Genomic DNA, 23,718 nt, shown 5'->3' with positions numbered 1-23,718 from the left:
GCTACCGGATCAGCTCGATCTTGCAGCCGACATCGAGGTCGCTCCAATCGCGATCAGCGGTGACGGCAATGGCGTTCTCGCGAATAGCCAGCGCGAGGCAGGCCCGATCGCCCAACGACAGGCCGCGATGCCGCGTCAGTTGGCGAAGCTGCCCGGCGGCGATGCCCATCGCTTCGTCGAAAACGGCGATCGGCATGCCGAGACTGGCGAGGTCGTCCGCGGCCTGTTCCATGCTGCGTCCCTTGTCGATCAGCTTGGCAATGATTTCGGCCGCATTGACCGAACTGCATTGTGCATCCGGCGCGAACCCCAAAGCACTATCGGTGCCTTGCTCGTTGAGCAGGATTGCGAGTGCCGCCGAACTGTCCATGACGTAGGGCTTCATTTCGCCCGCTTTCCTGTCGTCCCTTCGGCGTGAAGCCGGTCGAGACGCTTGTCGCTTCGACGCTGCTCTTCCCGCCGCTCTTTCAGAAATTCGTCGACGACGCTTTCACCGGGCTGTTTCAGCGCCGACAATTCGGCCTGGACGCGCCGCAGATTCTGCAGCCACGATCTTACCCGCAGCTCGCCGTTTTCGACATGCAGGATCATCTCCTCGCCAGGCTTCACGCCCATCTCCTCGCGCATCGCAGCAGGGATGACGAAGCGCCCGCCCTCGCCAAGTTTAACACGCTCGCGTTTCGCCGGAACCCTAAGTGGCGTTTTGCGAGCGCTGGCATCGAACTGTGCTTGCGGATCTTCGTCAAATCCGGACTTTCCCGTTCTGTCCGCCATGGTTCGTCTCGCTAGGATTGTGGCACATAGTCCGAAATATGCCACATCGCATGGCTTCTGGCAAAAGTTCAAAAGGATGCCATTAGGCGCTCTCCGCCATGATTTCCCGCCCGATCAGCCAACGACGGATTTCGCTGGTGCCGGCGCCGATCTCGTAGAGCTTGGCGTCGCGCAGCAGCCGGCCGGTCGGGTAGTCGTTGATGTAGCCATTGCCGCCCAAAAGCTGGATGGCCTCGAGCGCCATCAGCGTCGCCTTTTCGGCGGCGAAGAGAATACAGGCGGCAGCATCCTTGCGGGCCGTCTCACCGCGATCGCAAGCGGCGGCCACGGCATAGACGTAGGCGCGCGCCGCGTTCATCGTCGCATACATGTCGGCGAGCTTGCCTTGCACCAGCTGGAATTCGCCGATCGGCTGGCCGAACTGCTTGCGCTCGTGCACGTAAGGTATCGCCACGTCGAGGCACGCCGCCATCAGCCCGATCGGCCCGCCGGCCAGCACGGCACGTTCGTAGTCGAGGCCCGACATCAACACCTCGACGCCGCGCCCTTCCTCATGCAGCACATTGTCGAACGGGACTTCGACATTCTCGAACACCAGCTCGCCGGTGTTCGAGCCGCGCATGCCAAGCTTGTCGAGCTTTTGCGCAACCGAAAAACCGGCAAAGGCCTTTTCGACGATGAAAGCGGTGATGCCGCGCGAATGGAGTTCCGGATCGGTCTTGGCATACACGACCAGCGTCTCGGCATCCGGTCCGTTGGTGATCCACATCTTGGTGCCGTTGAGCACATAGCGGTCGTTGCGCCTTTCCGCGCGCAGGCGCAGCGACACGACGTCGGACCCGGCGCCGGATTCCGACATTGCCAGCGCGCCGACCTTTTCGCCACTGCACAGCGAAGGCAGATATTTTTCCTTCTGCGCCTGCGTCGCCCAGCGATTGATCTGGTTGACGCAGAGGTTGGAATGGGCGCCGTAGGAGAGGCCGACCGAGGCGGAGGCGCGCGAAATCTCCTCCATCGCCACGACGTGGGCGAGGTAGCCCATGCCGCTGCCGCCGAAATCGGGATCGGCGGTGATGCCGAGCAGGCCAAGCCCGCCGAGCTCCACCCACAGATGCGCCGGGAATTCGTTCGACCGGTCGATCTCGGCGGCTATCGGCGCGATTTTCTCTTGGGCGAAGCGCCGCACCAGGTCGCGCAGCGCCTCGACATCTTCGTCAAGCCCGAAGTTGAGCGTATGCATGTACATGCCGTTCCTCCCGGCGCACGACCCCGAAAATCGGGATCATGCGCGAAATCAAAGTGCTAGAGCGTCCTTTGCGCGCTCGAATGAACGCACGGCGCCGGAGCTCGTTGTCGCGCCATCGTTCTTTGCTCCAACAAGGCGCATTGTCATTGCTAGATATGTAGCGGTGACTTCGGCGATCGACAGCCGTTCGCCCGGCCGGAACCAGACGATGACGCCGGTCATCATCTGGATCAGCGCCATGGCGGTGAGCCCTGTGTCTTCGATGCTGAATAAGCCCGCTTCGACGCCGTCGCGCAGGATGGTGCGCAGCTCCTTCTCGTAGGCCGTGCGCATGCGCAGGATCTGCGTGAGTTTTTCGTGCGACAGGCTGCGCAGCTCCATGTTCGAGACATGGGTGGAATGGCGGCGTTCGATATGGAAAGCGATGTGGTTTTCGACATAGGCGGCAAGCCGCGTTGCCGGATCGGCGCCGACAGGGCGTGTTGCGCGCCACGCCTCGATCAAGCCTTCCATATGCTCGCGCATCAGCGTGAACAGAAGGTCCTGCTTGGTCGGGAAGTAGCGGTAAAGCGCCGCTGCCTGGACGCCGACTTCGGCCGCCAGCTGGCGCATCGACATCGCTTCGTAGCCGAGACGCGCAATCAGGCTGACCGCCGCCTCGCGGACCGCAGCTTCGGTCTTTTCTCCGTGAGAACCGGTCGTACGCGCCATGACAAACCGCCTTTTACGACGTAATAAAACAAACGTTCAATTAATTCAAGGACCGAAGCATTCGGGCAGGGCAATGACTTCAGGTTTGCTCTCTCTGCACCCTGGAGATTTTGTCCGATGGAAGCAATGAGCAGGATCATGCCTTGCTAGGCAATAATCCTGAAACCCGCGGACGTGTTGCGTGCCTCGATGTCCTCGACATCGACCTTCGAAACTGCTGCCCCTGCCGGCCCTTGCCAAAGTCGCTCAATCATCGTCGAGACCGCCGCCCCGGTTCCTGCAATCAAGGCTGTCACCGAGCCGTCAACTTCGTTGCGCACCCACCCGGCGAGGCCAAGCGCCGACGCCTCGCGCCGCGCCCAGACCCGGTAGCTGACGCCTTGCACCTTGCCATATATGCGTACTTGTACAGTGCGGTCGGTCATCGCGCTCTCCATCCTCTGAGTCGAGTCTGGCGCATCGCCGTGCAAATTCAACCACGCTGCCGCCAGTCAGCCACATAGGGCGAAGGCTCTTCAGTTCCCCCGTGCTGCCGCCAGTGCGCCGGGCAATTCCTCGGCAAAAATGTCGAGCTCGTGGTCGAGGCCGACGCTGACCCGGATGCAGCGATCGAGCACCGGCACCATCGGCTTGCGGATGAAGACGTCGCGCGACAACAGCGCCCGCAGCACCTTCAGCGCGAAGGCGCCGTCGCGGCCGCAATCGATGGTGACGAAATTGGTCGCCGAAGCCAGCGGCTTCAGCCCGTTCGCCTCGGCTGTTCCGGCAATGCGTCGGCGGCCGGAGGCGACCCGCGCCACCACGCTTTCCAGCCAGGCTTGATCGGCAAGCGCCTCGACGCCGGCGATCTGCGCCATGCGGCTGACGCCGTAGTGGTTGCGGATCTTCTCGAAGTCGCGAATCACCTGGGCCTCGGCCACCGCGTAGCCGCAGCGTATGCCGGCCAGCCCATAGGCCTTGGAGAAGGTGCGCATGCGGACGACGTTCGGCCGCGCCACATCGATTGGCGGCAGCGCTGAGGCTGGCCCTAATTCGCCATAGGCCTCGTCGAGCACCAGCATTGTGGTTTCCGGCAAGGCCTCGATGAAGCGGCCGAGTTCGGCGGCTTCCCACCAGCTGCCCATCGGATTGTCCGGGTTGGACAGGTAGACCAGTGGCGCCTTCTCCCTGGCGACCGCAGCCAGCAGGCCGTCGAGGTTTTCCCGATCGTTCTCGTAGGGCACTGCGACCAATCGGCCGCCGACGCCGGCAACATGAAAGTTGAAGGTCGGATAGGCGCCGAGCGAGGTCACCACCGCGTCGCCGGGCGCCACATACATGCGCGCAACCAGGCTGAGCAGCCCGTCTATGCCTTCGCCGACGACGACGTTTTCGGCGCCGACGCCGAGATGCCTGGCTACGGCTACCTTCAAATCGTGATTATCGGGGTCGCAATACATCCACATGTCGCCGGCAATCCCGGCCATGCGGGTAACGACGCGCGGCGAAGGGCCAAAGCTGCTCTCATTGGCCCCGATGCGGGCGCGAAAGGCGCGGCCGCGGTCGCGCTCCTGCGTCTCCGGGCCGACAAACGGCACCGTGGAGGGAAGCGCTGCGATGAGCGGTGTAAGGGGAGGGCGCATGGCAAAGGCTCGTTAAAAAAGGGGCCTTCTTGCTAGCCTGCCGGCTTGGCCTGCGCAAGTTCCGCGGCAGCCTTGAAATGTGGCAGCCGGCGAATGGCTCAAAGAAAAACCCGGCGGTTGCCCGCCGGGTTCAATATTGGTCAGGTCGAACTTATTAGAACGAGCGCTGGAAGCGGAGGAGGCCGCCAATGCTGTCCTTCTTGTCCGCACTGGTCCAGTTGACGTTGGTGAAGCTGGCCGGATCGTTAAACCGCCCGTAGTGGTCCCAATCGACTTCGGCGGTGATCGTCAGGCCAGGAACGATGTCGTAGGCGATGTTCGCCGCGACGGCATAGTTCTTGTCGTCGTCAGCGGAAGCCTGCACGTTGAACGAGGTCTTCTCGTTGAACTTGTAGGTGCCGCCACCCCAAACCGCCCAGTTGCCGCCCCACTGCTTGTAGAAACCACGGCCATTGGCTGGGACAAAGTTGCCCGGGTCATTGAGGTTATCGTCAGTGCCGTAGCCCGCCATGATGAACAGCGACAGCGCGTCGGTTGCATTCACGTCCAAACGAACCTTGCCGGCCACTTCTTCGTAGTTGCTGTCGTAGGCGATGACGCCGGTGATCGCGCCCCAGCCCTGCGTCCACTTCAGGCCGCCGACGACATGCGGAACGTAGCTGTCGATGGTCCCAACGCGGCCCGCGCCCTGCTCGAGCGAAGCCACGGCCGAGAAGCCGTTGCCGAAATCGAAGTAGTACTGGACGACGTTGGTGTCGAAATCACCGTAAGGAACCAGCGTATCCTGGATGACGCTGCCGGCGTAGCCGATGAACGTGTTGAAGGCCGATTCGTCCTTACCGACGCGCAGGCCACCGAGCTGGATCCAGGCGAAGTTCAGCGAAACGCCCTTGTTTTCGGCGTCATTTCTGACGATGGTCGTGACCGGCAGCAGCGGACCCTCGGGGCCGTCCGGATCGGTGGTTGTGGTGCTAACGTGACGGTTGCGGTTGCCGAAATTGAACCGGGTCTCGGTGTAGGTCTTCAAGGTGCCGAGTTCGGTTTCCTGAGCGGTCCAGGTCTTCAGGTTGAAGCGGGCGTTCTTGTAGTAGGTGTCCTGGATATCGCCATCTTCGTGATCGAAATTCTCAGCACCGTCGAACGAACCGACGTCGCCGATGCCGATGTCGTAGCGGACATAGCCGCCGATGCGCAGGCAGGTTTCGGTGCCGGGGATGTAGAAGTAGCCAGCGCCGTAGACGTCGCAGATCTTGACGTATTCAGCGGGTTCCGGCTCGGCGACGACGACGGCGTCGGCGGCGCGCGCACCGGATACTGCGATCAGCGCCGCAGCGGAGCCGAGAAGCAGGCTCTTGATGTTCATTTTCTGACCTCCAGTCAAAAGTTAAAAAACGGGTCTGGGTATTCTTTGCTGAAGGACAGCGTTCCCTGCCCCATCCCCACTACCGAAAAAGATGCGCACCGCGCCGCTCCTTCAAACCCGACATTACCCATGAGGCGGCGTCGTTCAACCACGATCGTACCGGCAAAAGGTTTGTGGTGGCGCTATCGCCGAGCGTTGTTGCACAAATGACACGATTTGGCCTCACTCCGAAAGCTCCCATTAACTATCGGGCCCCGGCAACCCCGCATTCCAGCCAATTCCGGCAATGGCCCGCTCAAACTGTGACCATGCGCCGACTCAACAGCCAGGGAATTGCCGCGGAATCGCCGCAAGCCACAGGTGGCAATTTGGCGGAAGCCCGATTTTTCGACGATAGTGACACCAGCTTGTTGATTGTGGCGGCGCTTTTCTTTATCCACCGGCGCAACGGAGAGGTGGCCGAGTGGTCGAAGGCGCTCCCCTGCTAAGGGAGTAGAGGTCAAAAGCTTCTCGTGGGTTCGAATCCCATCCTCTCCGCCACCGCTCAAAGTCGGTGCAGCACTGCCCATTAAATTCCTCAGTTCTCGAGCTTTACTTCCCATCACCCCGCCGCTCCGCCCGCTCGAAAAAACCAGCGATCCTGCCCGTAAGGATCCCGGACTCCAAGAACGGTGCATGCCCCTGGCCGTCGACCGTGATCGTTTCGATGTCGGCATGGCCCGTGCGCATCTGCTCGAGTGTTTCCGCGGACAGCAGCTTCGAGTTGGCGCCGCGTATGACGAGCATCGGAACCGCCGCCAGCGCGTCGAACTGCGGCCACAGATCAGGCAGCGGCTGAGTGAGGTCTAGGCCCGCCAGCGTGTCGACCAGTTTCGGGTCGAAGTCGGGCAGAAATCCCTCCTTGGCCTCGCGGTAGAAGGCTGACGCCATCCGCTCCCAATCCGCATCGGTCAGCGCCGGAAAATCCGGGCCATGGATGCTGCGCAGGTCGCGGACCACCTCGGCGTACGTCTTCGGCCTTGGCATGGGGTCGAGGTAGGAGCGGATATGGGCGAGACCTTGCGACTCGATCACCGGGCCGATGTCGTTGAGGACGATGGCCTTCAGCATGGCCGGCCGCATCGCCCCGAGCACATGGATGATCAATCCACCGCGCGACGTGCCGATGAAGGCAGCCTCCTCGATGCTCAGCGCCGCCAGCCCGGCGAGAATATCGCCGGCTTCGATGCCGATATTGTAATGGCCGATATCGGCATCGTAGGCGGACTGCCCGCGCCCGCGATAGTCGAAAGCGACGACCTTGCGCTTCCCCTGCACTGATAGATAAAGCGCCAGCTCGTGAAAATCACGGCAATTGCGGGTCAGGCCGGGCAGGCAAACGACTGGCCAATGGCCGGAATTCGCTTCGTCGTAGATGCGGGCGTGCAGGGACAGCCCGTCCGGCGCGGCGTAGAAGAAGTCGGAGAAGCCTTGGCTTGCCATGGTATTCCCTTGCCTCGTCCGGGTCGTTTCCGACAGCTACAGGCGAGGGCAGAGGCGGTCAAATCGAAGCGTCGGCGCTGAGAATCTTCGAGATGTCGGCGGACAGCGCCCCTCTGGCCTGCCGGCCATCTCCCCCACAAGGGTACCCTCAAAGGGGGGAGATCGGCCATCATCTCCGTTTTCGATAACATCCCAAGTTGCAGAAAAGTACCCCTCAGCGAAGCTGCCAATCTCCCACTAGAGGGGGAGATGTCCGGCAGGACAGAGGGGGGCGCGAAGGATCGCAGCCTGACTTGGCTTGAAGCCCGGTCGTCACCCTCGGCCGTTCACCAGATCCCCGACAATGTCGTATTTGCCGGAAATGCGCATCTTGTAGACCTCGTAATTCTCCATCACGCGCTGGACGTAACTTCTTGTTTCCGTATAGGGAATTCGCTCGATCCAGTCGACGATGGCGTCGACGTCCTTGCCGCGCGGGTCGCCGTATTTCGCCACCCACTGGGCGGCGCGGGTGGGGCCGGCATTGTAGCCTGCGAAGGTCAGCACGTAGGAGCCATCGAAACGGCCGAGCTGCTCGCCGAGAAAGGCAGCGCCCAGCGTTGCATTGTAGCCGGCATCGGTGGTCAGCCGGGCCTGAGAAAATGTGATGCCGGCCTTCTTCGCCAATTGCTTGGCCGTGCCCGGCATCAGCTGCAGCAGTCCGCGCGCGCCGGCGCTGGAGACAGCGCCGATGTTGAACTCGCTTTCCTGCCGGGCAATCGCATAGGCCAGCGCCTTGCCCGAGCCGGTGATGTTGGCGGTGTCGGGAATGACGCCGAGCGGATGCGACAGCGCGCCGACGTCGATGCCGCGGGCGCCGGCGATCTTGCCGACCTTCAGCGCCATGAAATGGTTGCCTTGTCTTTCCGCCAGCGCCGCCAGCAGCGCAAGTTCGCCGGGGCTGTTCAGCTGCCCGGCAAGATCGCGGTATAGCGTTTCGGCGTAGGGGTCATAGCCGGCCTCCTGCAGCCGCTTGATGGCGCTGACCGCCTCGCGGGTGGCAAAATTCCGGCGGTCGGCGGCACTTGGCTGGGGGTAGACGATGTTGAGGGTCTGCCGGCCGACGCGCTCGCCGGCGAGCTGGCCGTAAAAGGTCGTGCCGTAGCTGGCGGCGCGGCTGAAATAATCCTTGTCATTGCCGGGCCCGCCGACTTCGGCGGCGCGGCCGAGCCAGTAATAGGCGCGCGACAGCGACATCGGCCCCTGGGCGAGCTCGGCGATTCGCGCAAAATGCTTGGCGGCGGTGGCGGGATCGTTGAGGCCACGCAGTGCGTACCAGCCGGCGTGGAATTCCGCCTCGGCGGCCTTGGCGGCACTTTCGAAGGCGTGCGCGGCGACTATTCTGTAGGCGGTCTTCATGTCGCCCTGGTCGACCAGCTCGCGCGACAGCACCCGGCGCTCGACCCACCAGGCGTCCGGATCGACCAGCGCGTCACGGTCGCCCGGCGCTTTCATCACCAGCGCGGCGGCGTCGGAAAATTTCTGCTGCTTGCGCAGATATTCGGCTTCAGCAAAGAGATAGCCAGCCGCCCGCTGCGCCGTCGGCACCGCCTTCAGCAGCTTGGCCGCGTTCTTGTCGCCTTTGGTGACTGCCGCCCAGGCGTCGGCCAATTGCTGGGCGCCGGCGAGACCGGCGACGCGCAGCGCCGAAGCGACCCGGTCGGCATAGAACATGCGCTCCATGCGGAAGCGATGGTCGGCGGCCGGGATCAGCGCGCCGAACTCGCGGATGACCGCCGCCTCGTCCCTGGCTTCGAGCTTTTCGGTGCGCCAGAATGGCGACAGCACCGAGCGCGCCGCCTTCGTATCGCCCAGCGCTACATAGGAGCGGGCCAGGATCACCACGCCCTCGAAGGTCAGCGGCTGGCTGCCGTCGAACGCCCGCACCACGACATGTGGCAAGGGGTTCTCGCGATAGAGCGCGCGCTCGCTGTTCTTGCGCAAGGCGATCGTGCCCGGCCAGTTCGGCAGCATCTTCGCGGCATCGGCGATGTCGCCGCTCGGCACCTGGTCGCCGCCATAAAGCGCTATCGCCCAGGCAAGGATGTGCCGGTCTAGCGATTTGGTCGGCAGCGCCTCGCGCACCTGGCGCGCGCGCTGAATGTCGTTTGCCGCCAGCGCGTCGAGACCGCTCTTCAGCACCGCAACGCTGGCGGACGGCGACGGGGACTGCGGCAGCGCATCGTTGTCCGGCGCCGTCATCGGGATCGCCGACGTGACCCGCATATCGACGCTGCCGCCGATCGCCGCGCCGGGTATCAGCGCGACGATCGCGCCGAAAAGCGCGAAAAGATGAGGCCGCCTGGCCGGCATGGATCTGGTCATTTCCTGTTCTTCGACGTTACAGCAGGCACAGTTGAACCGAAGCCTATTCGTCGGTGGTGAAGGGCCCGTAAAGAAAATCTTATTGAGGTCGTTCGAATTGCGATTGCCGGCGCAATGCTTGCCGCGCAACAATGTCGAGACTATGGTGCGCGGCTTCGCTTTCGGCTAGAAGGCAGCGCACGACAAAACCCGAAAGGCCCCAAGGAGTTGGACGACATTCTGAGAGGCTCGCTGACCGCGCTCGTCACACCGTTCGAAAAGAGCGGCCGTTTCGACGAGAAAGCCTTTCGCGCGTTCATAGCCTGGCAGATCGCCGAAGGCACGACGGGCGTGGTCCCGGTCGGCACCACCGGCGAGTCGCCGACGCTGTCGCATGACGAGCACCGCCAAGTCGTCAAGGTTTGCATCGAGGTCGCCAAGGGCCGGGTTCCGGTCGTCGCCGGCGCCGGCTCCAACAACACCGAAGAGGCGGTCGGCCTGGTCCAGTTTGCCGAGAAGGCGGGCGCCGACGCGGCCCTTGTCGTCACGCCCTATTACAACAGGCCGACGCAGCGCGGCCTCTATGCGCATTTCGCCGCCGTCGCCAAGGCGACCAGCCTGCCGATCATCATCTACAACATTCCACCGCGCTCGGTGGTCGACATGAGCCCGGAGACGATGGGGCAATTGGTGCACGACTTCAAGAACATCGTCGGCGTCAAGGATGCCACCGGCAAGGTCGAGCGGGTTTCAGAGCAGCGCGCCACCTGCGGCAAGGATTTCATCCAGCTCTCCGGCGAAGACGCCTCGGCACTCGGCTTCAACGCGCATGGCGGTGTCGGTTGCATCTCGGTGACCGCAAATGTCGCGCCCAGGCTCTGCGCCGAATTCCAGGAGGCAACGCTTTCCGGCGACAGCGCCAAGGCGCTCGACCTGCAGGACCGTCTGTTGCCGCTGCACAAGGCGATTTTCATGGAGCCCGGCGTTTCCGGCGCGAAATATGCGCTGTCGAAGCTGGGCAAGGTCGAAAACGTGCTGCGCTCGCCGCTAATGACGGTCGAGCCGTCGACCGCCGAGAAGATCGACGCGGCGATGAAGCACGCCGGCTTGATAAACTAGGGATGAGGCGCCACCTCTCCGCATCATGAATCAAGTCAGAAAAGCCGATCCCAACAACAAGACCGTTGCGGAAAACCGCAAGGCGCGGTTTTCCTATGAGGTGCTCGACACGATCGAGGCCGGTCTTGTGCTGACCGGCACCGAGGTGAAGTCGCTGCGCCAGGGCCAGGCCAACATCCAGGACAGCTACGCCTCGGTCGAGGGCGGCGAGATCTGGCTGATCAATTCCTATTTGCCGGAATACCTGCAGGCCAACCGCTTTAACCACGAGCCACGCCGCCGCCGCAAACTCCTGCTCAACAAGCGCGAGATGGCCAAGCTGGCGCAAAGCGTCGACCGCGAAGGCATGACGCTGGTGCCGCTGAAGATCTACTTCAACGACCAGGGCCGTGCCAAGCTGCTGCTCGCCGTTGGCCGCGGCAAGAAGCTGCACGACAAGCGCGAGACCGAAAAGCAGCGCGACTGGTCGCGCGAGAAGGGCCGGCTGCTGAAAGAGCGAGGGTGAGGGCGGTCCGAAGCGGACGAAAAGCCAATGATTTGGCTTTTCGAGCGACGAACGCCCGGAGCATGGCGGCGGGCAGGGCGGGCCAATGGGGGTAGGTCTCTGTTGAAAAACCGGATCGTCTTGTGGGGTGCTGCCGGTCTGCTCATGGCAGGCCTCATCCTGGCCGGCGGCTATACTTACTTTCAGACGTTTTCTCCGGATCGCGGCAAATATCCGGTCAGGGGCATCGACGTTTCCCACCATCAGCGGCAGATCGACTGGCGGCGTGTTGCCGCCGACGATGTCGCCTTCGCTGTTATCAAGGCAACTGAAGGCGGCGACCATGTCGATGATGCCTTCGCGGGCAATTTGCGTGCGGCCCGCGCCGCCGGCCTTGCCGTCGGCGCCTATCACTTTTTCACCTTCTGCAGGCCCGGTGCCGATCAGGCACGCAACTTCATCTCGGTGGTGCCGCGCGATCAGCCTTTGCTGCCGCCGGTGGTAGACATCGAGTTCGGCGGCAATTGCCCGCAGCGCCCAACTCCCGAACAACTGAGGGCCGAACTCTCAGCCTTCCTCGGCCCGGTCGAAGCAGCGTTCGGCAAGACGGCCATCCTCTATGTGACCGACGAGGCCGCGCAAGCCTATGCCGGGCAGGTAGCCGGCCGCCCGCGCTGGCTGCGTTCGCTGGCGCTGCGGCCAGGCCATGACGACTGGATTTACTGGCAGTACCACAACCGGGGCCGCGTCGACGGCATCAGCGGCGACGTCGACCTGAATGTTCTCCAAGGCGGGCCGGCGACGCTGGCAGCGATGTTTGCCGCAGCGCCTGAAGCGACGGCGTCGGATTGACACTATTCCTGTCCGCCCGAAAGCACCCTCAGTGGCGCGATGACAGAACGACGAAGCCTTGACAAATACGGCTATTCGATAGCGTCTCAGTTTCGAGTTCAGCTTACGACCGTTTTGCAGACTTTATCGGCAGAGATACGCTAGCTTGGCCGCATACTCTGGATTAGCCAATGACCGCAGGACCAAAAAAATCTTGGATAGTCGCAAGCGACGTAGCCGACCGGGACGGAATCGGCGTCGAGCTTTGGATTGAAGGCGACCAAGTGTTGGAGATTTTCCGTGACGACACAAGGCGAACCCGAGAGGTAACTCTGTATCGGAAGGATATTCCTTTGGGGTTAGTCGAGGAGGCGATTGCGAGGTTCAAAGCTGAGATTTCATGGGATTTTGTAGATTGATCAATCGCCGCCCGATTCATTGTTTCCCTAAAAGTTGAACGTCACCGTCCCGCCTTTATGCTTCCACCAACTATTCGTATCGGGGCGGCGCTGTGCTAACTGCATTTGATGCCGGAGCGCCCTTCATCGACCAATGACAGCAACGCCCCGCCTGCAGCGGCGGACGGCGGCGACCCCCGCCTGGCATTTGTCTACGCGGAGGCGGTGCGTGGCCTCCAACACCAGCAGGGCGTGGTTGAAAGTCTCAATACGCGCGCCGGCAATCTGATTTTCGCAACTGCGTTCGCGAGTTCTCTCCTTAGAGGCAGGGCGCTCCTGGATGGCGTAGGGCCTTGGGACTGGCTGGCACTGACGTTGCTTTTTCTGATCGGACTGCTGGTCGCGATTATGTTGTGGCCGTATTATAACTATACGTTCCGTTTCGATCCCAAGAAGCTGCCCCAGGACTTCGTCGACCAGCACCCTCCCGCAACCGTGGACGGGATGCAATGAGCGCTTGCTGCGCATCAAATCCGACATGGCCAGCAATTGGCGGATCATCCAACGCCTGCGCGTCGCGCTGCAGCTTGCACTGTTTCTGTGGTTGCTGGATCTCCTGGCCTGGTTGTTTGCGATCGCCCGAATCTAAGGCTCGTGCCCTGGCGGGCCTCGTCCGACTCTATGTCTTCAGAAAAGCTTCTATCTGACTGAAGACGTCGACGAACATCGCTTCCGTCAACACGCCGGTATTGGTGTTGTAGCGCGAGCAATGATAGCTGGAAAACAGCGTGATGCCATTGGCCTGCTGCTGCCCACCATGCCGGAACGGATAGGCGGCAACGCGTTGGCCGAGCGCCCGCACGGTCGACTGGTGCGCGATCGAGCCCAGCGCCAGCACAGCGCGCAGATTTGGAAACCGCGCAATCGTCGGTACCAGGAACGTCCGGCAGGTCGCTATCTCGGCGCCAACCGGCTTGTTATCCGGCGGCACGCAGCGCACCGCATTGGTAATCGCCGAACCGACAAGCTCCAGCCCGTCATCTGGTCGCGCTTTGAATTCGCCGCGCGCAAAGCCGTGCGCGATCAGCGTGTTGTAGAGCAGGTCGCCGGCAAAATCGCCGGTGAAGGGGCGCCCCGTCCGGTTCGCCCCGCGCAGGCCAGGCGCCAGGCCGACGATCAGCAAGCGCACCGCATCCTCGCCTTCCGGCGGCAAAAAGGTCGGCACTGGCGCGTTGAACCAGGACGGCTCGCGCCGCCGCCACTCGGCGATGAAGTCGTGCAGCCGCGGGCAGAGCGGGCAATCGCGATCGGGTTCGGGCGAGACGACCAGGGGCGCGGTCAAGGCAACGACCGTCAATAGTCTTCCTCGTCGACTTCGGCCGGTTCGGGCCGACGCACCGGCCGCTCCGACGGATCGCGGCCGACTTCGTTCTTGAGTGTCATCAGGTCAATGAAATGGTCGGCCTGGCGGCGCAGATCGTCGGAGATCATCGGCGGCTGCGACGCCATCGTCGAGACGATCGACACCTTGCGCCCGCGCCGCTGCAGCGCCTCGACCAGCGTACGGAAATCGCCGTCGCCTGAGAAGATGACATAATGGTCGACGACGTCGGCAAGCTCCAGCGCATCGACGGTCAGCTCGATATCCATATTGCCCTTGATCTTGCGCCGGCCGGTCGAGTCGGTGAATTCCTTGGCCGGCTTGGTCACCACCTTGAAGCCGTTATAATCGAGCCAGTCGATCAGCGGACGTATCGAGGAGTATTCCTGATCCTCGACCAGCGCGGTGTAGTAATAGGCGCGCAGCAGATAGCCGCGTTTCTGGAAGCTCGACAAAAGTTTGCGGTAGTCGATGTCAAAACCCAGCGCGCGCGAGGTGGCGTAGAGATTTGCACCGTCGATAAAGAGAGCGATTTTTTCACGAGGATCGAACATGGAAAAATGTCCTTTTTCGAAATAAGCGGTCGTCTAAATGCGTCGCGACTACCGGCCAGTCTGATACCGGTCTGATAATAGACCTGTTGGCCTTCATTGTTCGAGATAACGCCAGTTTTACGGCAATCCAAGGCGCCATGCCGCACTGCAAGCAATTGTGATCGGCGCTGTGTCGTCGCAGGCGGCCCGCGTCGGAGCTGCGCACCGCCATAAAAGCTTGTATTTTGGCGGCGTTCGGGTTATGGACCGCGCCTGTTTTCCATTAAATCCAGGCATGAAAGGGGCAACTCATGGCCCGCGTAACCGTTGAAGATTGCATCGACAAGGTCGACAACCGCTTCGAGCTGGTGCTCCTGGCCGGCCACCGCGCCCGTCAGATCAGCCAGGGCGCGCAGATCACCGTACCGCGCGACAACGACAAGAACCCGGTCGTTGCGCTCCGCGAAATCGCCGAAGAGACGCTGTCGCCGGACGACCTCAAGGAAGATCTCATCCATTCGCTGCAGAAGCATGTCGAGGTCGATGAGCCGGAAGCCGATGGCGAGGCGATTGCCGACCAGACCGGCAGCGCCGTTGCGGCCACCGATGCCGACGACGCCGAGGACAACGTCACCTTCGATCGCATGACCGAAGAAGACCTGTTGGCCGGCATCGAAGGTTTGGTGCCGCCGGAAAAAAGCGACGATTATTGATCTTAGCGACAACTGCCGACACTTTCGCGTCGGCAGTTTCGTGGCTATCTATGACATGCGCCGTACGCCAGTGCGGCGCATGATTCATTTCAGCATTGCGAGATCCCGCCCATGATGCGTCAGTATGAGCTTGTCGAGCGCGTCCAGCGCTACAAGCCTGACGTCAACGAGGCGCTGCTCAACAAGGCCTATGTCTACGCCATGCAGAAGCATGGCCACCAGAAGCGCGCTTCCGGCGATCCCTATTTCTCGCATCCGCTCGAAGTCGCCGCCATCCTCACCGAAATGCATATGGACGAGGCGACGATCGCCGTTGCCTTGCTGCATGACACGATCGAGGACACCACGGCGACCAGGGCCGAGATCGACGAATTGTTCGGCCCGGAAATGGGCAAGCTGGTCGAAGGCTTGACCAAGCTGAAGAAGCTCGACCTCGTCTCCAAAAAGGCCGAGCAGGCGGAGAACCTACGCAAGCTGTTGCTGGCGATCTCGGAAGACGTTCGCGTGCTGCTGGTCAAGCTCGCCGACCGCCTGCACAACATGCGCACGCTCGACCATGTGCCGGAAGCCAAGCGCCTGCGCATCGCCGAGGAAACGATGGATATCTATGCGCCGCTGGCCGGGCGCATGGGCATGCAAGGCATGCGCGAGGAGCTCGAGGAGATCGCCTTCCGCTTCATCAATCCGGAAGCCTACCGCGCCGTCACCGCACGGCTGGCCGAAATTTTCGAGCGCAACAAGGGCGTGCTGTCCGAAATCGAGAAGGCGCTCTCCACGCTGTTCGACAAATATTCGATCAAGGCCGAGGTCAAGAGCCGGCAGAAGAAGCCGTGGTCGGTGTTCCGCAAGATGGAAGCCAAGGCGTTGTCGTTCGAGCAGCTGTCCGACATCTTCGGCTTTCGCGTCGTCGTCGATACCGTCGAGGACTGCTACCGGGCGCTCGGCGCCATCCACACCACCTGGTCGATGGTGCCCGGCCGCTTCAAGGACTACATCTCCACGCCGAAGCAGAACGACTACCGCTCGATCCACACCACCATCGTCGGCCCGTCGCGCCAGCGCGTCGAATTGCAGATCCGCACCTACCAGATGAACAAGATCGCCGAATACGGCGTCGCCGCTCATTCGATCTATAAGGATACCGGCGGCAAGATGAATGGTGCCGCCCATGCGATCTCGAAGGAAACCAATGCCTATGCCTGGCTGCGGCGCACCATCGAGCAGCTTGCCGAAGGCGACAACCCCGAGGACTTCCTCGAAAACACCAAGCTGGAACTGTTCCAGGACCAGGTGTTCTGCTTTACGCCGAAGGGCATGCTGATCGCGCTGCCGCGCGGCGCCACGCCGATCGACTTTGCCTATGCCGTCCACACCGATGTCGGCGACACTTGCGTCGGCGCCAAGGTCAATGGCCGCATCATGCCGCTGATGACGGAGCTGAAGAACGGCGACGAGGTTGAGATCATCCGCTCGAAGGCGCAGGTGCCGCCTGCGGCATGGGAATCGGTGGTGGTTACCGGCAAGGCGCGGTCGGCCATCCGCCGCGCCACCAAGAACGCTATTCGGAAGCAATATTCAGGTCTCGGTATCCGCATTCTGGAGCGCGCCTTCGAACGGTCCGGCAAGACCTTCACCAAGGAAAGCCTGAAGCCGGTGCTGCACCGGCTGGCACGCAAGGACATCGAGGATGTGCTGGCCGCGGTCGGCCGAGGCGAAGTTGCCTCCACCGATGTCATGAAGGCGGTGTTTCCCGACTACAAGGACGAGCGCGTCACGCTGGTCGCGCCCAAGCAGCGCGAGGAGGGCTGGTCGAAGATCCGCAATGCCGCCGGCATGCTGTTCCAGATTCCGGGCCGCGCCGCGCGCAAGGATAAAAACCAGCCGCGCGACGATGCGGTGCCGATCCGCGGTGTGCGCGGCGATTTGCCGGTGCGCTTCGCGCCGGAAGGGGCAGTGCCAGGCGATCGCATCGTCGGCATCGTGCAGCCGGGAACCGGTATCACCATCTATCCGATCCAGTCGCCGGCGTTGCAGGCCTTTGACGACCAGCCCGAGCGCTGGATCGACGTGCGCTGGGATATTGACGAGCGCACCAAGGAGCGGTTCCCGGCGCGCGTCTCGGTCACCGCCATCAACGCGCCGGGTTCGCTAGCCGACATTGCGCAAGTCGTCGCATCCAACGATGCCAACATCCACATTTTGTCGATGGTGCGCACCGCGCCCGATTTCACCGAAATGCTGATCGATCTCGAAGTGTGGGACCTCAAGCACTTGAACAGGCTGCTGTCGCAGCTAAAGGACAATTCGAGCGTCAGTGACGCAAGGCGCGTGAATGGGTGAATAGTGAATAGAAGAGGGTGCTCTCACTACCATTCACCATGGACATGGAGTGAACGATGAACACCGATGAAGTGCTGGGCATTTTCCGCGAGGCCGGCGCCGTTCTCGAAGGGCATTTCATCCTGACGTCGGGCCTGCGCAGCCCGGTCTTTCTGCAGAAAGCGCGTGTTTTCATGCATGCCGACAAGACCGAGCGATTGTGCAAGGCGCTCGCCGAAAAGATCCGCACTGACGTGCCCGGCAGGATCGACTACGTCGTCGGCCCGGCGATCGGCGGGCTGATCCCGGCCTATGAGACCTCGCGCCATCTTGGTGCGCCGGCGATCTGGGTCGAGCGGGAAGGGGGCGAATTCAGACTGCGCCGTTTCGAGATCGCCAAGGGATCGCGCGTTGTCATTGTCGAGGACATCGTCACCACCGGCCTGTCGATCCGCGAGACCATCGACTGCCTGCGCGGCCTTGGCGCCGAAGTCGTTGCCGCCGCATGCATCATCGACCGCTCGGCCGGCAAGACCGATGTCGGCGTGCCGCTGATCGCGCTCGCCGAATATGAAGTTCCGGCCTATCCGGCCGACAGGCTGCCGCCCGAACTCGCCGCCATACCGGCGATCAAGCCCGGCAGCCGCAATATATGACTGAGGCGCTGCCGTGATTGCCGGCATCGATCATTTCGTGCTGACGGTTCGTTCGGTGGACAATACCTGCGCCTTCTATCAGCGCGTGCTTGGCTTCAAGCGCCTCGACGAGCCGGACCGACCAACGGCGCTGCTGTTTGGAACGCAGAAGATCAATGTGCATCAGGTCGGGCGTACCTTCGAGCCGAAGGCCAAGGCGCCGACGCCGGGCTCCGGAGATTTCTGCTTGATTGCTGCCCGGCCGCTCGCCGAGATATGTGCCAACCTCGCCGCCAATGGTGTGGTGATAGAGGTCGGCCCGGTCGAGCGTGTCGGCGCTCGGGGCGCGATGATGTCGGTCTATTTCCGCGATCCGGACGGCAACCTCGTCGAGGTCAGCGAATATCGATCCTGAGTGACGCTCCTTAAATTCGCCGCGATCATGCCCTGTTCAGAACGGCGACACCCAGGGCCGGCGCGAGCGGCCACCGAGCGGATGCCGTCGGCCTCGTTGTTCTTCGGCCAGCGCGTCGCTATATCAAAGTCGTAGTTGCTTTTCGGCGACCGCAGAGCGCAGCATAGGCTGTCGCGCTTGGCTGGAAAGGCCGGCGTGAAGCCATCGACGGAACTAGGAACAGGAACAGAGTGCTTTTTCGACGGCGCAAGCCTGATGGTTTTTTCGAGCGGGTGCGTACCTATTTGTGGCCGCGCCGCTCGTTCTCGCGCTCGCTGCGGTATTTCTCCAAACGCATCCTGCGGCTTAGGGCCACGCCGCATGCCGTGGCCGCCGGTGTTGCGGCGGGCGTATTCGCGTCGTTTTTCCCGCTTGGCTTTCACTTCATCATTGCTGCCATCCTGTGCTGGCTGATCGCCGGCAATCTGGTCGCGGCAGCACTCGGCACGGTCTTCGGCAACCCCCTGACCTTTCCGCTGCTATGGGCCGCCTCCTGGGAGGTCGGCAAGCTGATCCTGCATGAACACCTGCCGGCGCATGGCCCGCCCGCGCATCTCGGCGACATGCTGCATAATCTTTCCTTTGCGCAATTGTGGGGACCGGTGCTGAAGCCGATGACGATTGGCGCAATACCGCTCGGCCTGGTTTTCGGCCTGCTGTTTTACGGCATCACCCGCTGGGGCATGGTCACTTTCCACGAGCAGCGCCGCAAGCGTCTGGCCGAAAGAGCGGCAAAGGCTGGAAAAACCGGGCCGGAAGTTCCCGCCGAATGATTATCGGTATCGGCAGCGACCTCATCGACATCAGACGCATCGAGAAGTCGCTGGAACGCCATGGCCAACGCTTCATCCAGCGCATCTACACCGAGATCGAACAGGCGCGCTCCGAAAACCGTGCGGCGCGTGCGGCCTCCTACGCCAAGCGTTTCGCTGCCAAGGAAGCTTGCGCCAAGGCACTGGGTACCGGTCTGGCGCAGGGTGTGTTCTGGCGCGACATGGGGGTCGTCAACCTGGCCAGCGGCAAGCCGACCATGGCGCTGACCAATGGGGCGGCAGCGCGGCTGGACGAAATTCTGCCTGTAGGGCACCGCGCGGTGATCCACCTCACCATCACCGATGATTTTCCGCTCGCTCAAGCCTTTGTGATCATTGAAGCGTTGCCGGTCGAAGAAGCGCCACATTGATTGCATCTGACCACCGGCATGACGTTGCCCAGCGCGCGCCGAGACTCTATACCATCCAACGCACAATCGAGGACGACATGAGCGTGGCTGAAAAAACCCAGAAGAAATCCGGCGGACTTGGCGAAACCGTCAGCGTCATCGTCCAGGCCCTGCTGCTTGCGCTGGTCATCCGCACGCTCCTGTTCCAGCCGTTCTCGATCCCGTCCGGGTCGATGCGGCCGACTTTGCTCGAAGGTGATTATCTCTTCGTCACCAAGTGGTCCTACGGCTTCTCCCGCTATTCACTGCCGTTCGGGCCGAACATCTTTTCGGGCCGCATCTGGGGCTCAGAGCCGAAGCGCGGCGACGTGGTGGTGTTCAAGTTTCCGCCGGACCCTTCCGTCGACTATATCAAGCGCGTCGTCGGCCTGCCGGGCGACAAGATCCAGGTCAAGGATGGCCAGCTCTTCATCAATGACGTGGGCGTGCCGCGCGTCAAGGTCGGGCAGATCGACAACCGCGACATCACCGAGGAGAACGGGCCGGTCGATGTCTATCGCGAGACGCTGCCGAACGGCGTCAGCTACGACACGCTCGACCTGACGCAGGCCTCGATCGGCGACAATACCAAAGAGTTCAAGGTGCCGCCCGGTCACTATTTCATGATGGGCGACAATCGCGACAACTCGTCGGACAGCCGCTTCACCGTCGGCTTCGTGCCGGACGAGAATTTGGTCGGCCGCGCCAACCTCATTTTCTTCTCGATCGGCGGCAGCGCCAGCCCGCTCGAAATCTGGAAATGGCCGTCACTGATGCGCGCCTCGCGCCTGTTCCATTTCGTCAATTAGGGCCATGGCGGCGACGAAACGGCTGACCGCCGATGCGCTCGCCGAGGCGCTCAGGGAGCGCACCGGCCACAGTTTTGGCGACCATCAGCGCCTGCAGCGGGCGCTGACCCATGCCAGCGCTCGCGGCAGTCACGCCGGCGTCGACTACGAACGTTTCGAATTCCTGGGCGACCGCGTTCTCGGCCTTGTCGTTGCCGATATGCTGCTGGCGGCATTTCCCGACGCCGCCGAGGGTGAGCTGTCGCTGAGATTGAACGCTCTGGTCAACGCTGAAGCCCTGGCGGAAATTGCCGAGGAGATCGGCCTGCCGGAACTCATTCGCGCCGGTTCGGACGTACGCGGCCTCGACGGGCGCAAGCGCGTCAATCTGCGCGCCGATGCATTGGAATCGCTGATCGCCGTGCTCTATCTCGACGGAGGGTTGGAAGCGGCCCGTGCCTTTATCCACAAATACTGGCAGCCGCGCTCGCAAGCCATTGACGCCGCCCGTCGCGATGCGAAAACCGAACTCCAGGAGTGGGCGCATCAGGCGGCAGGCGCAGTGCCGGTCTACATAATCGACAGCCGCGAGGGACCGGACCACGATCCGCTGTTCACCGTCAGTGTCAAGGTCGGCGCCTATCCGCCGGCGACCGGCAGCGGGCGCTCCAAGCGCGAGGCGGAGCAGGCTGCAGCCGCGGCACTTCTGCAGCGGGAAGGCGTCTGGCTCGATCAAGGGAGTGCCGCATGACCGCCACCGAAGCTCCAGCAACAGAAGCGCCCGCTACCCGCTCCGGCTTCGTCGCGCTGATCGGCGCGCCCAATGCGGGGAAATCGACGCTGGTCAACCAATTGGTTGGCGCCAAGGTGTCGATCGTGACACACAAGGTGCAGACCACGCGCGCCATCGTGCGCGGCATTGCCACCCACAACAACGCGCAGATCGTCTTCGTCGACACGCCGGGCATATTCAAGCCGAAGCGCCGGCTGGACACCGCGATGGTGACCACAGCCTGGGGCGGTGCCAAGGACGCCGATATCGTGCTGCTCTTGATCGATGCCGAGCGCGGCATCCGGGGCGATGCAGATGCCATCCTCGAGCGGCTGAAGGATGTCCGGCAGCCGATGGTGTTGATCCTCAACAAGGTCGATCGGGTCAAGCACGAGACGTTGCTTGCATTGTCGGCGGCAGCCAACGAAAGGGTGCCGTTCAAGCGCACCTTCATGGTTTCGGCGCTGACGGGGTCCGGCTGCAAGGACCTGCTCGACTATCTCGCCGAGACCCTGCCGGCCGGACCCTGGTACTACCCTGAAGACCAGATCTCCGACCTTCCGATGCGCCAGCTCGCAGCCGAGATCACCCGCGAAAAGCTCTATCTCAGGCTGCATCAGGAACTGCCTTATTCCTCCCACATCGAGACAGAGAAATGGGAAGAGAAGAAGGACGGGTCGGTGCGCATCGACCAGACAATCTATGTCGAGCGCGACAGCCAGAAGAAGATCGTGCTCGGCCATAAGGGCGAGACGATCCGCGCCATCGGCCAGGCCGCGCGCATGGAAATCGCAGGCATCCTCGAGCAGAAGGTGCATCTCTTCCTGTTCGTCAAGGTGCGCGAGAACTGGGGCGACGATCCCGAGCGCTACCGCGAGATGGGGCTCGAATTTCCGCACTGAGCTATCCAAAGATTTGGCCGATCGGTCGAGCTGTCTCTTGGTCGTCTCAAGATTCTGAGCGGTCCCCAAGTGCCAACGACACGCCGTTGGCAAGATGCTCGGCGTCGGACGCGTTTTCGAACGGGATGCCCGTTCTTGTATAGTCGAGCGGTGAGAAATCGGAGCCGTCGGCGTTGATCAGCGCAGCCTGGCGCCTTGCCGCTTGCATGTCGCCGAACTGAGCGTAACAGGCGGCAAGCCGGGTGCGGATCCAGGGCGTCGGTCGCGTCGCCAGCTCCAGCGCCTCGGCAGCCGTGCGGTATTCGCCCAGCATGTATAGCGCGAGCGCGCGATCGTACTGATACCAATGAGGATGCAGCGGGTTGATGCGGATGGCGCGCGCCAGCCAGGCGAGCGCGTCGAGCGGCCGGCCACGCATCGTCAACAGATGCCCCATCTGCTCGATACAGTCTGCGTCACCCGGATTGAGCTCGAGCGCGATGCGTAAATGATGCTCGGCCGCCTCGTGGTCGCGCATATTGAGCCGCACCAGCGACTGGATGCGGTGTGCCGTTGCCTGGTCCGGCGACAATGCGATGCCCCGGTCGGCCAGGTCGCGGGCCTTCGTCAGCACCGCGTCGCTGCTCGGTCCGAATTCGCTGTTAAGCACATGCGACAGCGCCAGATAGGTGTAGGCAAGGCCATGGGCCGGGTCCCTGACGATCGCAGCCTCGAAAAACGCCGCCGCTTCTTTCAGTTCGCTTTGCGCCGGATCGCGCAGCAAGGCGACGCCGCGCAGCACCAGTTCATGGGCGGCGAGGCTGGCTACCGGCTGCCGCGAGGCACGTTGCAGGCCGGCATTGTTCACCCGAACCACCAGCCGGCCGACGATCTTTTCGACGATCTCCTGCTGGATCGCGGACAGCCCGGCGTAATCGGCCTGGTAGCGATCGCCCCAGAGCTGGGAAGCGCTGGCTGCGTCAACGAGATTGACCGCACAGACGATGCTGTCTGCCTGCCGCCGCACCGAGCCCTCGACGACATAGTCGGCGCCGATGCACGAACGCACCACAGGCCATTCGCCAGGCGAATAGGAGGCAAACGAGAAGCTCGAGTTGCGCGCCAGCACCGTCAACGTGCCGAAGCGGGCGAGGCCATTGATAATGTCTTCGGCAATACCATCGACGATCGCTTCGTCGGCCGGATCGGCGCCGTCATTGCGGAATCTGAGCACCGCCACGATCGGCTGGGCGCCGAGTTCGGGCACCGGCTCGATTTCAGGGATCAGCATGTAGCCGCGCTTCGATACGGTCCGTATCGTTTCCTCGCCGAGCACCTTGCGGATCTCGCGAATCGACTGCGTCAGCGAATCCTCGGTGACGAAAACACCCGGCCAGACCGCTTCCATCAATTCCGACTTCGGCACCACACGGCCGATGTGGCGGGCGAGATGCGTCAGCAATGCGTAGGCTTTCGGCCGCAGGAAGGCCGGCTGTCCGGCCCGGCCGAGCGTACCTTTGCCCAGATCGAGCGTGAAACCGCCAAACTGAAAAACCTGCTCAGTGGCCGAAACCGCCATCGAAACGGCCCGCTCCCTGCAGCCGTGCCTGTATTGGCCTACGGCTGGAGGGCTGGGTCAAGGTCTGTCGCCGCCGAAAGCGGCGCTTT

27 protein-coding genes and 1 tRNA gene are annotated in these 23,718 nt (G+C 62.5%); 16 read left to right on the top strand and 12 right to left on the bottom strand.

Annotated features, from left to right (window positions below; translation table 11 throughout):
* Position 1 precedes the first annotated feature (1 nt).
* From NKH78_RS26595 to NKH78_RS26565, 7 genes are all read right to left on the bottom strand, one after another.
* A complete protein-coding gene (locus NKH78_RS26595; RefSeq protein WP_352480311.1) occupies positions 2-385 on the bottom strand; it encodes a type II toxin-antitoxin system VapC family toxin in 384 nt (127 codons plus the stop codon).
* Complete coding sequence (locus NKH78_RS26590; protein WP_352690005.1) at positions 382-774, bottom strand: AbrB/MazE/SpoVT family DNA-binding domain-containing protein; 393 nt, start codon at positions 772-774, stop codon at positions 382-384. The genes NKH78_RS26595 and NKH78_RS26590 overlap by 4 nt, the downstream gene beginning before the upstream one ends.
* Positions 775-856: 82 nt before the next feature.
* Positions 857-2,020, bottom strand: coding sequence for an isovaleryl-CoA dehydrogenase (locus NKH78_RS26585; RefSeq protein WP_352884745.1), 1,164 nt, complete (start codon positions 2,018-2,020; stop codon positions 857-859).
* Between the two features lie 48 nt (positions 2,021-2,068).
* Positions 2,069-2,731 (bottom strand): TetR/AcrR family transcriptional regulator, encoded by a 663-nt coding sequence (locus NKH78_RS26580; RefSeq protein ID WP_352690003.1) that lies wholly within the window; start codon positions 2,729-2,731, stop codon positions 2,069-2,071.
* 146 nt (positions 2,732-2,877) lie between these two features.
* Positions 2,878-3,156, bottom strand: a complete 279-nt coding sequence (locus NKH78_RS26575; protein WP_352690002.1) for an acylphosphatase — start codon at positions 3,154-3,156, stop codon at positions 2,878-2,880.
* 90 nt (positions 3,157-3,246) lie between these two features.
* Positions 3,247-4,353 (bottom strand): pyridoxal phosphate-dependent aminotransferase, encoded by a 1,107-nt coding sequence (locus tag NKH78_RS26570; RefSeq protein ID WP_352738175.1) that lies wholly within the window; start codon positions 4,351-4,353, stop codon positions 3,247-3,249.
* 154 nt (positions 4,354-4,507) lie between these two features.
* Complete coding sequence (locus NKH78_RS26565) at positions 4,508-5,716, bottom strand: porin (protein ID WP_352507518.1); 1,209 nt, start codon at positions 5,714-5,716, stop codon at positions 4,508-4,510.
* A gap of 449 nt (positions 5,717-6,165) precedes the next feature.
* Here NKH78_RS26565 and NKH78_RS26560 point away from each other — a divergent pair.
* Positions 6,166-6,256: transfer RNA gene (locus tag NKH78_RS26560), tRNA-Ser, on the top strand.
* 51 nt (positions 6,257-6,307) lie between these two features.
* On the opposite strand, the gene NKH78_RS26555 is transcribed toward NKH78_RS26560, so the two are convergent.
* Together NKH78_RS26555 and NKH78_RS26550 are read right to left on the bottom strand one after the other, a co-directional pair.
* Positions 6,308-7,198, bottom strand: coding sequence for an alpha/beta fold hydrolase (locus tag NKH78_RS26555; RefSeq protein WP_352738173.1), 891 nt, complete (start codon positions 7,196-7,198; stop codon positions 6,308-6,310).
* Positions 7,199-7,510: 312 nt separating this feature from the next.
* Positions 7,511-9,550, bottom strand: a complete 2,040-nt coding sequence (locus NKH78_RS26550; protein ID WP_352738211.1) for a lytic transglycosylase domain-containing protein — start codon at positions 9,548-9,550, stop codon at positions 7,511-7,513.
* 228 nt (positions 9,551-9,778) lie between these two features.
* Between NKH78_RS26550 and dapA the strand changes: the two genes are divergently transcribed.
* The 6 genes from dapA (at position 9,779) to NKH78_RS26520 (ending at position 13,022) form a co-directional block, all read left to right on the top strand.
* The gene (dapA, locus tag NKH78_RS26545) at positions 9,779-10,660 is read left to right on the top strand and encodes a 4-hydroxy-tetrahydrodipicolinate synthase (RefSeq protein WP_352647295.1); all 882 of its coding nucleotides are present in this window, start codon (positions 9,779-9,781) and stop codon (positions 10,658-10,660) included.
* 25 nt (positions 10,661-10,685) lie between these two features.
* Positions 10,686-11,165, top strand: coding sequence for an SsrA-binding protein SmpB (gene smpB / locus NKH78_RS26540; RefSeq protein ID WP_023768487.1), 480 nt, complete (start codon positions 10,686-10,688; stop codon positions 11,163-11,165).
* Positions 11,166-11,267: 102 nt separating this feature from the next.
* Entirely contained in the window at positions 11,268-11,996 is a 729-nt protein-coding gene (locus tag NKH78_RS26535) for a GH25 family lysozyme (RefSeq protein ID WP_352689564.1), read from the top strand.
* A 170-nt stretch (positions 11,997-12,166) separates the two neighbouring features.
* On the top strand, positions 12,167-12,394 hold the full coding sequence (locus NKH78_RS26530) for a hypothetical protein (RefSeq protein WP_352689565.1): 228 nt from the start codon (positions 12,167-12,169) through the stop codon (positions 12,392-12,394).
* Between the two features lie 108 nt (positions 12,395-12,502).
* Entirely contained in the window at positions 12,503-12,886 is a 384-nt protein-coding gene (locus tag NKH78_RS26525) for a hypothetical protein (protein ID WP_352738171.1), read from the top strand.
* Positions 12,887-12,890: 4 nt separating this feature from the next.
* Positions 12,891-13,022: a hypothetical protein gene (locus NKH78_RS26520; RefSeq protein ID WP_352508496.1), complete on the top strand. Its 132-nt coding sequence runs from the start codon at positions 12,891-12,893 to the stop codon at positions 13,020-13,022.
* Between the two features lie 30 nt (positions 13,023-13,052).
* Here the strand turns inward: NKH78_RS26520 and NKH78_RS26515 are convergent, their stop codons facing one another.
* Entirely contained in the window at positions 13,053-13,730 is a 678-nt protein-coding gene (locus NKH78_RS26515) for a uracil-DNA glycosylase (protein WP_352647302.1), read from the bottom strand.
* Complete coding sequence (locus tag NKH78_RS26510; protein ID WP_292657898.1) at positions 13,727-14,308, bottom strand: LabA-like NYN domain-containing protein; 582 nt, start codon at positions 14,306-14,308, stop codon at positions 13,727-13,729. Before NKH78_RS26510 ends, NKH78_RS26515 begins: the two co-directional genes overlap by 4 nt.
* A 290-nt stretch (positions 14,309-14,598) precedes the next feature.
* Between NKH78_RS26510 and rpoZ the strand changes: the two genes are divergently transcribed.
* From rpoZ to era, 9 genes are all read left to right on the top strand, one after another.
* Positions 14,599-15,000 carry a DNA-directed RNA polymerase subunit omega gene (gene rpoZ / locus NKH78_RS26505; RefSeq protein WP_023677773.1) on the top strand — a complete coding sequence of 134 codons (402 nt, stop codon included), beginning with the start codon at positions 14,599-14,601 and terminating at the stop codon, positions 14,998-15,000.
* Positions 15,001-15,111: 111 nt separating this feature from the next.
* Positions 15,112-17,340, top strand: a complete 2,229-nt coding sequence (locus NKH78_RS26500; RefSeq protein WP_352738169.1) for a RelA/SpoT family protein — start codon at positions 15,112-15,114, stop codon at positions 17,338-17,340.
* 56 nt (positions 17,341-17,396) lie between these two features.
* Positions 17,397-17,975, top strand: coding sequence for an orotate phosphoribosyltransferase (gene pyrE, locus NKH78_RS26495; RefSeq protein ID WP_352647483.1), 579 nt, complete (start codon positions 17,397-17,399; stop codon positions 17,973-17,975).
* 13 nt (positions 17,976-17,988) lie between these two features.
* The gene (locus tag NKH78_RS26490; protein WP_352738167.1) at positions 17,989-18,369 is read left to right on the top strand and encodes a VOC family protein; all 381 of its coding nucleotides are present in this window, start codon (positions 17,989-17,991) and stop codon (positions 18,367-18,369) included.
* A 230-nt stretch (positions 18,370-18,599) separates the two neighbouring features.
* Positions 18,600-19,181, top strand: coding sequence for a DUF2062 domain-containing protein (locus NKH78_RS26485; RefSeq protein ID WP_023677769.1), 582 nt, complete (start codon positions 18,600-18,602; stop codon positions 19,179-19,181).
* Complete coding sequence (gene acpS, locus NKH78_RS26480; protein WP_352738165.1) at positions 19,178-19,591, top strand: holo-ACP synthase; 414 nt, start codon at positions 19,178-19,180, stop codon at positions 19,589-19,591. The genes NKH78_RS26485 and acpS overlap by 4 nt, the downstream gene beginning before the upstream one ends.
* Before the next feature lie 77 nt (positions 19,592-19,668).
* Entirely contained in the window at positions 19,669-20,418 is a 750-nt protein-coding gene (gene lepB, locus NKH78_RS26475) for a signal peptidase I (protein WP_352471047.1), read from the top strand.
* A 4-nt stretch (positions 20,419-20,422) separates the two neighbouring features.
* Positions 20,423-21,148, top strand: a complete 726-nt coding sequence (gene rnc / locus NKH78_RS26470) for a ribonuclease III (protein ID WP_352738162.1) — start codon at positions 20,423-20,425, stop codon at positions 21,146-21,148.
* A complete protein-coding gene (gene era / locus NKH78_RS26465; RefSeq protein WP_023677765.1) occupies positions 21,145-22,071 on the top strand; it encodes a GTPase Era in 927 nt (308 codons plus the stop codon). The genes rnc and era overlap by 4 nt, the downstream gene beginning before the upstream one ends.
* Positions 22,072-22,117: 46 nt before the next feature.
* On the opposite strand, the gene NKH78_RS26460 is transcribed toward era, so the two are convergent.
* On the bottom strand, positions 22,118-23,629 hold the full coding sequence (locus tag NKH78_RS26460; protein ID WP_352884740.1) for a winged helix-turn-helix domain-containing tetratricopeptide repeat protein: 1,512 nt from the start codon (positions 23,627-23,629) through the stop codon (positions 22,118-22,120).
* Between the last annotated feature and the right edge of the window lie 89 nt (positions 23,630-23,718).

It is taken from the genome of Mesorhizobium sp. M0910, from assembly GCF_040319465.1.
Lineage (GTDB): Bacteria > Pseudomonadota > Alphaproteobacteria > Rhizobiales > Rhizobiaceae > Mesorhizobium.
Note: the sequence above shows the minus strand (reverse complement) of the source record. Positions and strands in the feature narration are given on the sequence as shown.

Excerpts from the sequence above, each read along its gene's own strand:
- NKH78_RS26595 (WP_352480311.1), bottom strand. The coding sequence starts at position 385 with ATGAAGCCCTACGTCATGGACAGTTCGGCGGCACTCGCAATCCTGCTC.
- NKH78_RS26590 (WP_352690005.1), bottom strand. The coding sequence starts at position 774 with ATGGCGGACAGAACGGGAAAGTCCGGATTTGACGAAGATCCGCAAGCA.
- NKH78_RS26585 (WP_352884745.1), bottom strand. The coding sequence starts at position 2,020 with ATGTACATGCATACGCTCAACTTCGGGCTTGACGAAGATGTCGAGGCG.
- NKH78_RS26580 (WP_352690003.1), bottom strand. The coding sequence starts at position 2,731 with ATGGCGCGTACGACCGGTTCTCACGGAGAAAAGACCGAAGCTGCGGTC.
- NKH78_RS26575 (WP_352690002.1), bottom strand. The coding sequence starts at position 3,156 with ATGACCGACCGCACTGTACAAGTACGCATATATGGCAAGGTGCAAGGC.
- NKH78_RS26570 (WP_352738175.1), bottom strand. The coding sequence starts at position 4,353 with ATGCGCCCTCCCCTTACACCGCTCATCGCAGCGCTTCCCTCCACGGTG.
- NKH78_RS26565 (WP_352507518.1), bottom strand. The coding sequence starts at position 5,716 with ATGAACATCAAGAGCCTGCTTCTCGGCTCCGCTGCGGCGCTGATCGCA.
- NKH78_RS26555 (WP_352738173.1), bottom strand. The coding sequence starts at position 7,198 with ATGGCAAGCCAAGGCTTCTCCGACTTCTTCTACGCCGCGCCGGACGGG.
- NKH78_RS26550 (WP_352738211.1), bottom strand. The coding sequence starts at position 9,550 with ATGCCGGCCAGGCGGCCTCATCTTTTCGCGCTTTTCGGCGCGATCGTC.
- smpB (WP_023768487.1), top strand. The coding sequence starts at position 10,686 with ATGAATCAAGTCAGAAAAGCCGATCCCAACAACAAGACCGTTGCGGAA.
- NKH78_RS26530 (WP_352689565.1), top strand. The coding sequence starts at position 12,167 with ATGACCGCAGGACCAAAAAAATCTTGGATAGTCGCAAGCGACGTAGCC.
- NKH78_RS26525 (WP_352738171.1), top strand. The coding sequence starts at position 12,503 with ATGCCGGAGCGCCCTTCATCGACCAATGACAGCAACGCCCCGCCTGCA.
- NKH78_RS26510 (WP_292657898.1), bottom strand. The coding sequence starts at position 14,308 with ATGTTCGATCCTCGTGAAAAAATCGCTCTCTTTATCGACGGTGCAAAT.
- rpoZ (WP_023677773.1), top strand. The coding sequence starts at position 14,599 with ATGGCCCGCGTAACCGTTGAAGATTGCATCGACAAGGTCGACAACCGC.
- NKH78_RS26500 (WP_352738169.1), top strand. The coding sequence starts at position 15,112 with ATGATGCGTCAGTATGAGCTTGTCGAGCGCGTCCAGCGCTACAAGCCT.
- pyrE (WP_352647483.1), top strand. The coding sequence starts at position 17,397 with ATGAACACCGATGAAGTGCTGGGCATTTTCCGCGAGGCCGGCGCCGTT.
- acpS (WP_352738165.1), top strand. The coding sequence starts at position 19,178 with ATGATTATCGGTATCGGCAGCGACCTCATCGACATCAGACGCATCGAG.
- lepB (WP_352471047.1), top strand. The coding sequence starts at position 19,669 with ATGAGCGTGGCTGAAAAAACCCAGAAGAAATCCGGCGGACTTGGCGAA.
- rnc (WP_352738162.1), top strand. The coding sequence starts at position 20,423 with ATGGCGGCGACGAAACGGCTGACCGCCGATGCGCTCGCCGAGGCGCTC.
- era (WP_023677765.1), top strand. The coding sequence starts at position 21,145 with ATGACCGCCACCGAAGCTCCAGCAACAGAAGCGCCCGCTACCCGCTCC.
- NKH78_RS26460 (WP_352884740.1), bottom strand. The coding sequence starts at position 23,629 with ATGGCGGTTTCGGCCACTGAGCAGGTTTTTCAGTTTGGCGGTTTCACG.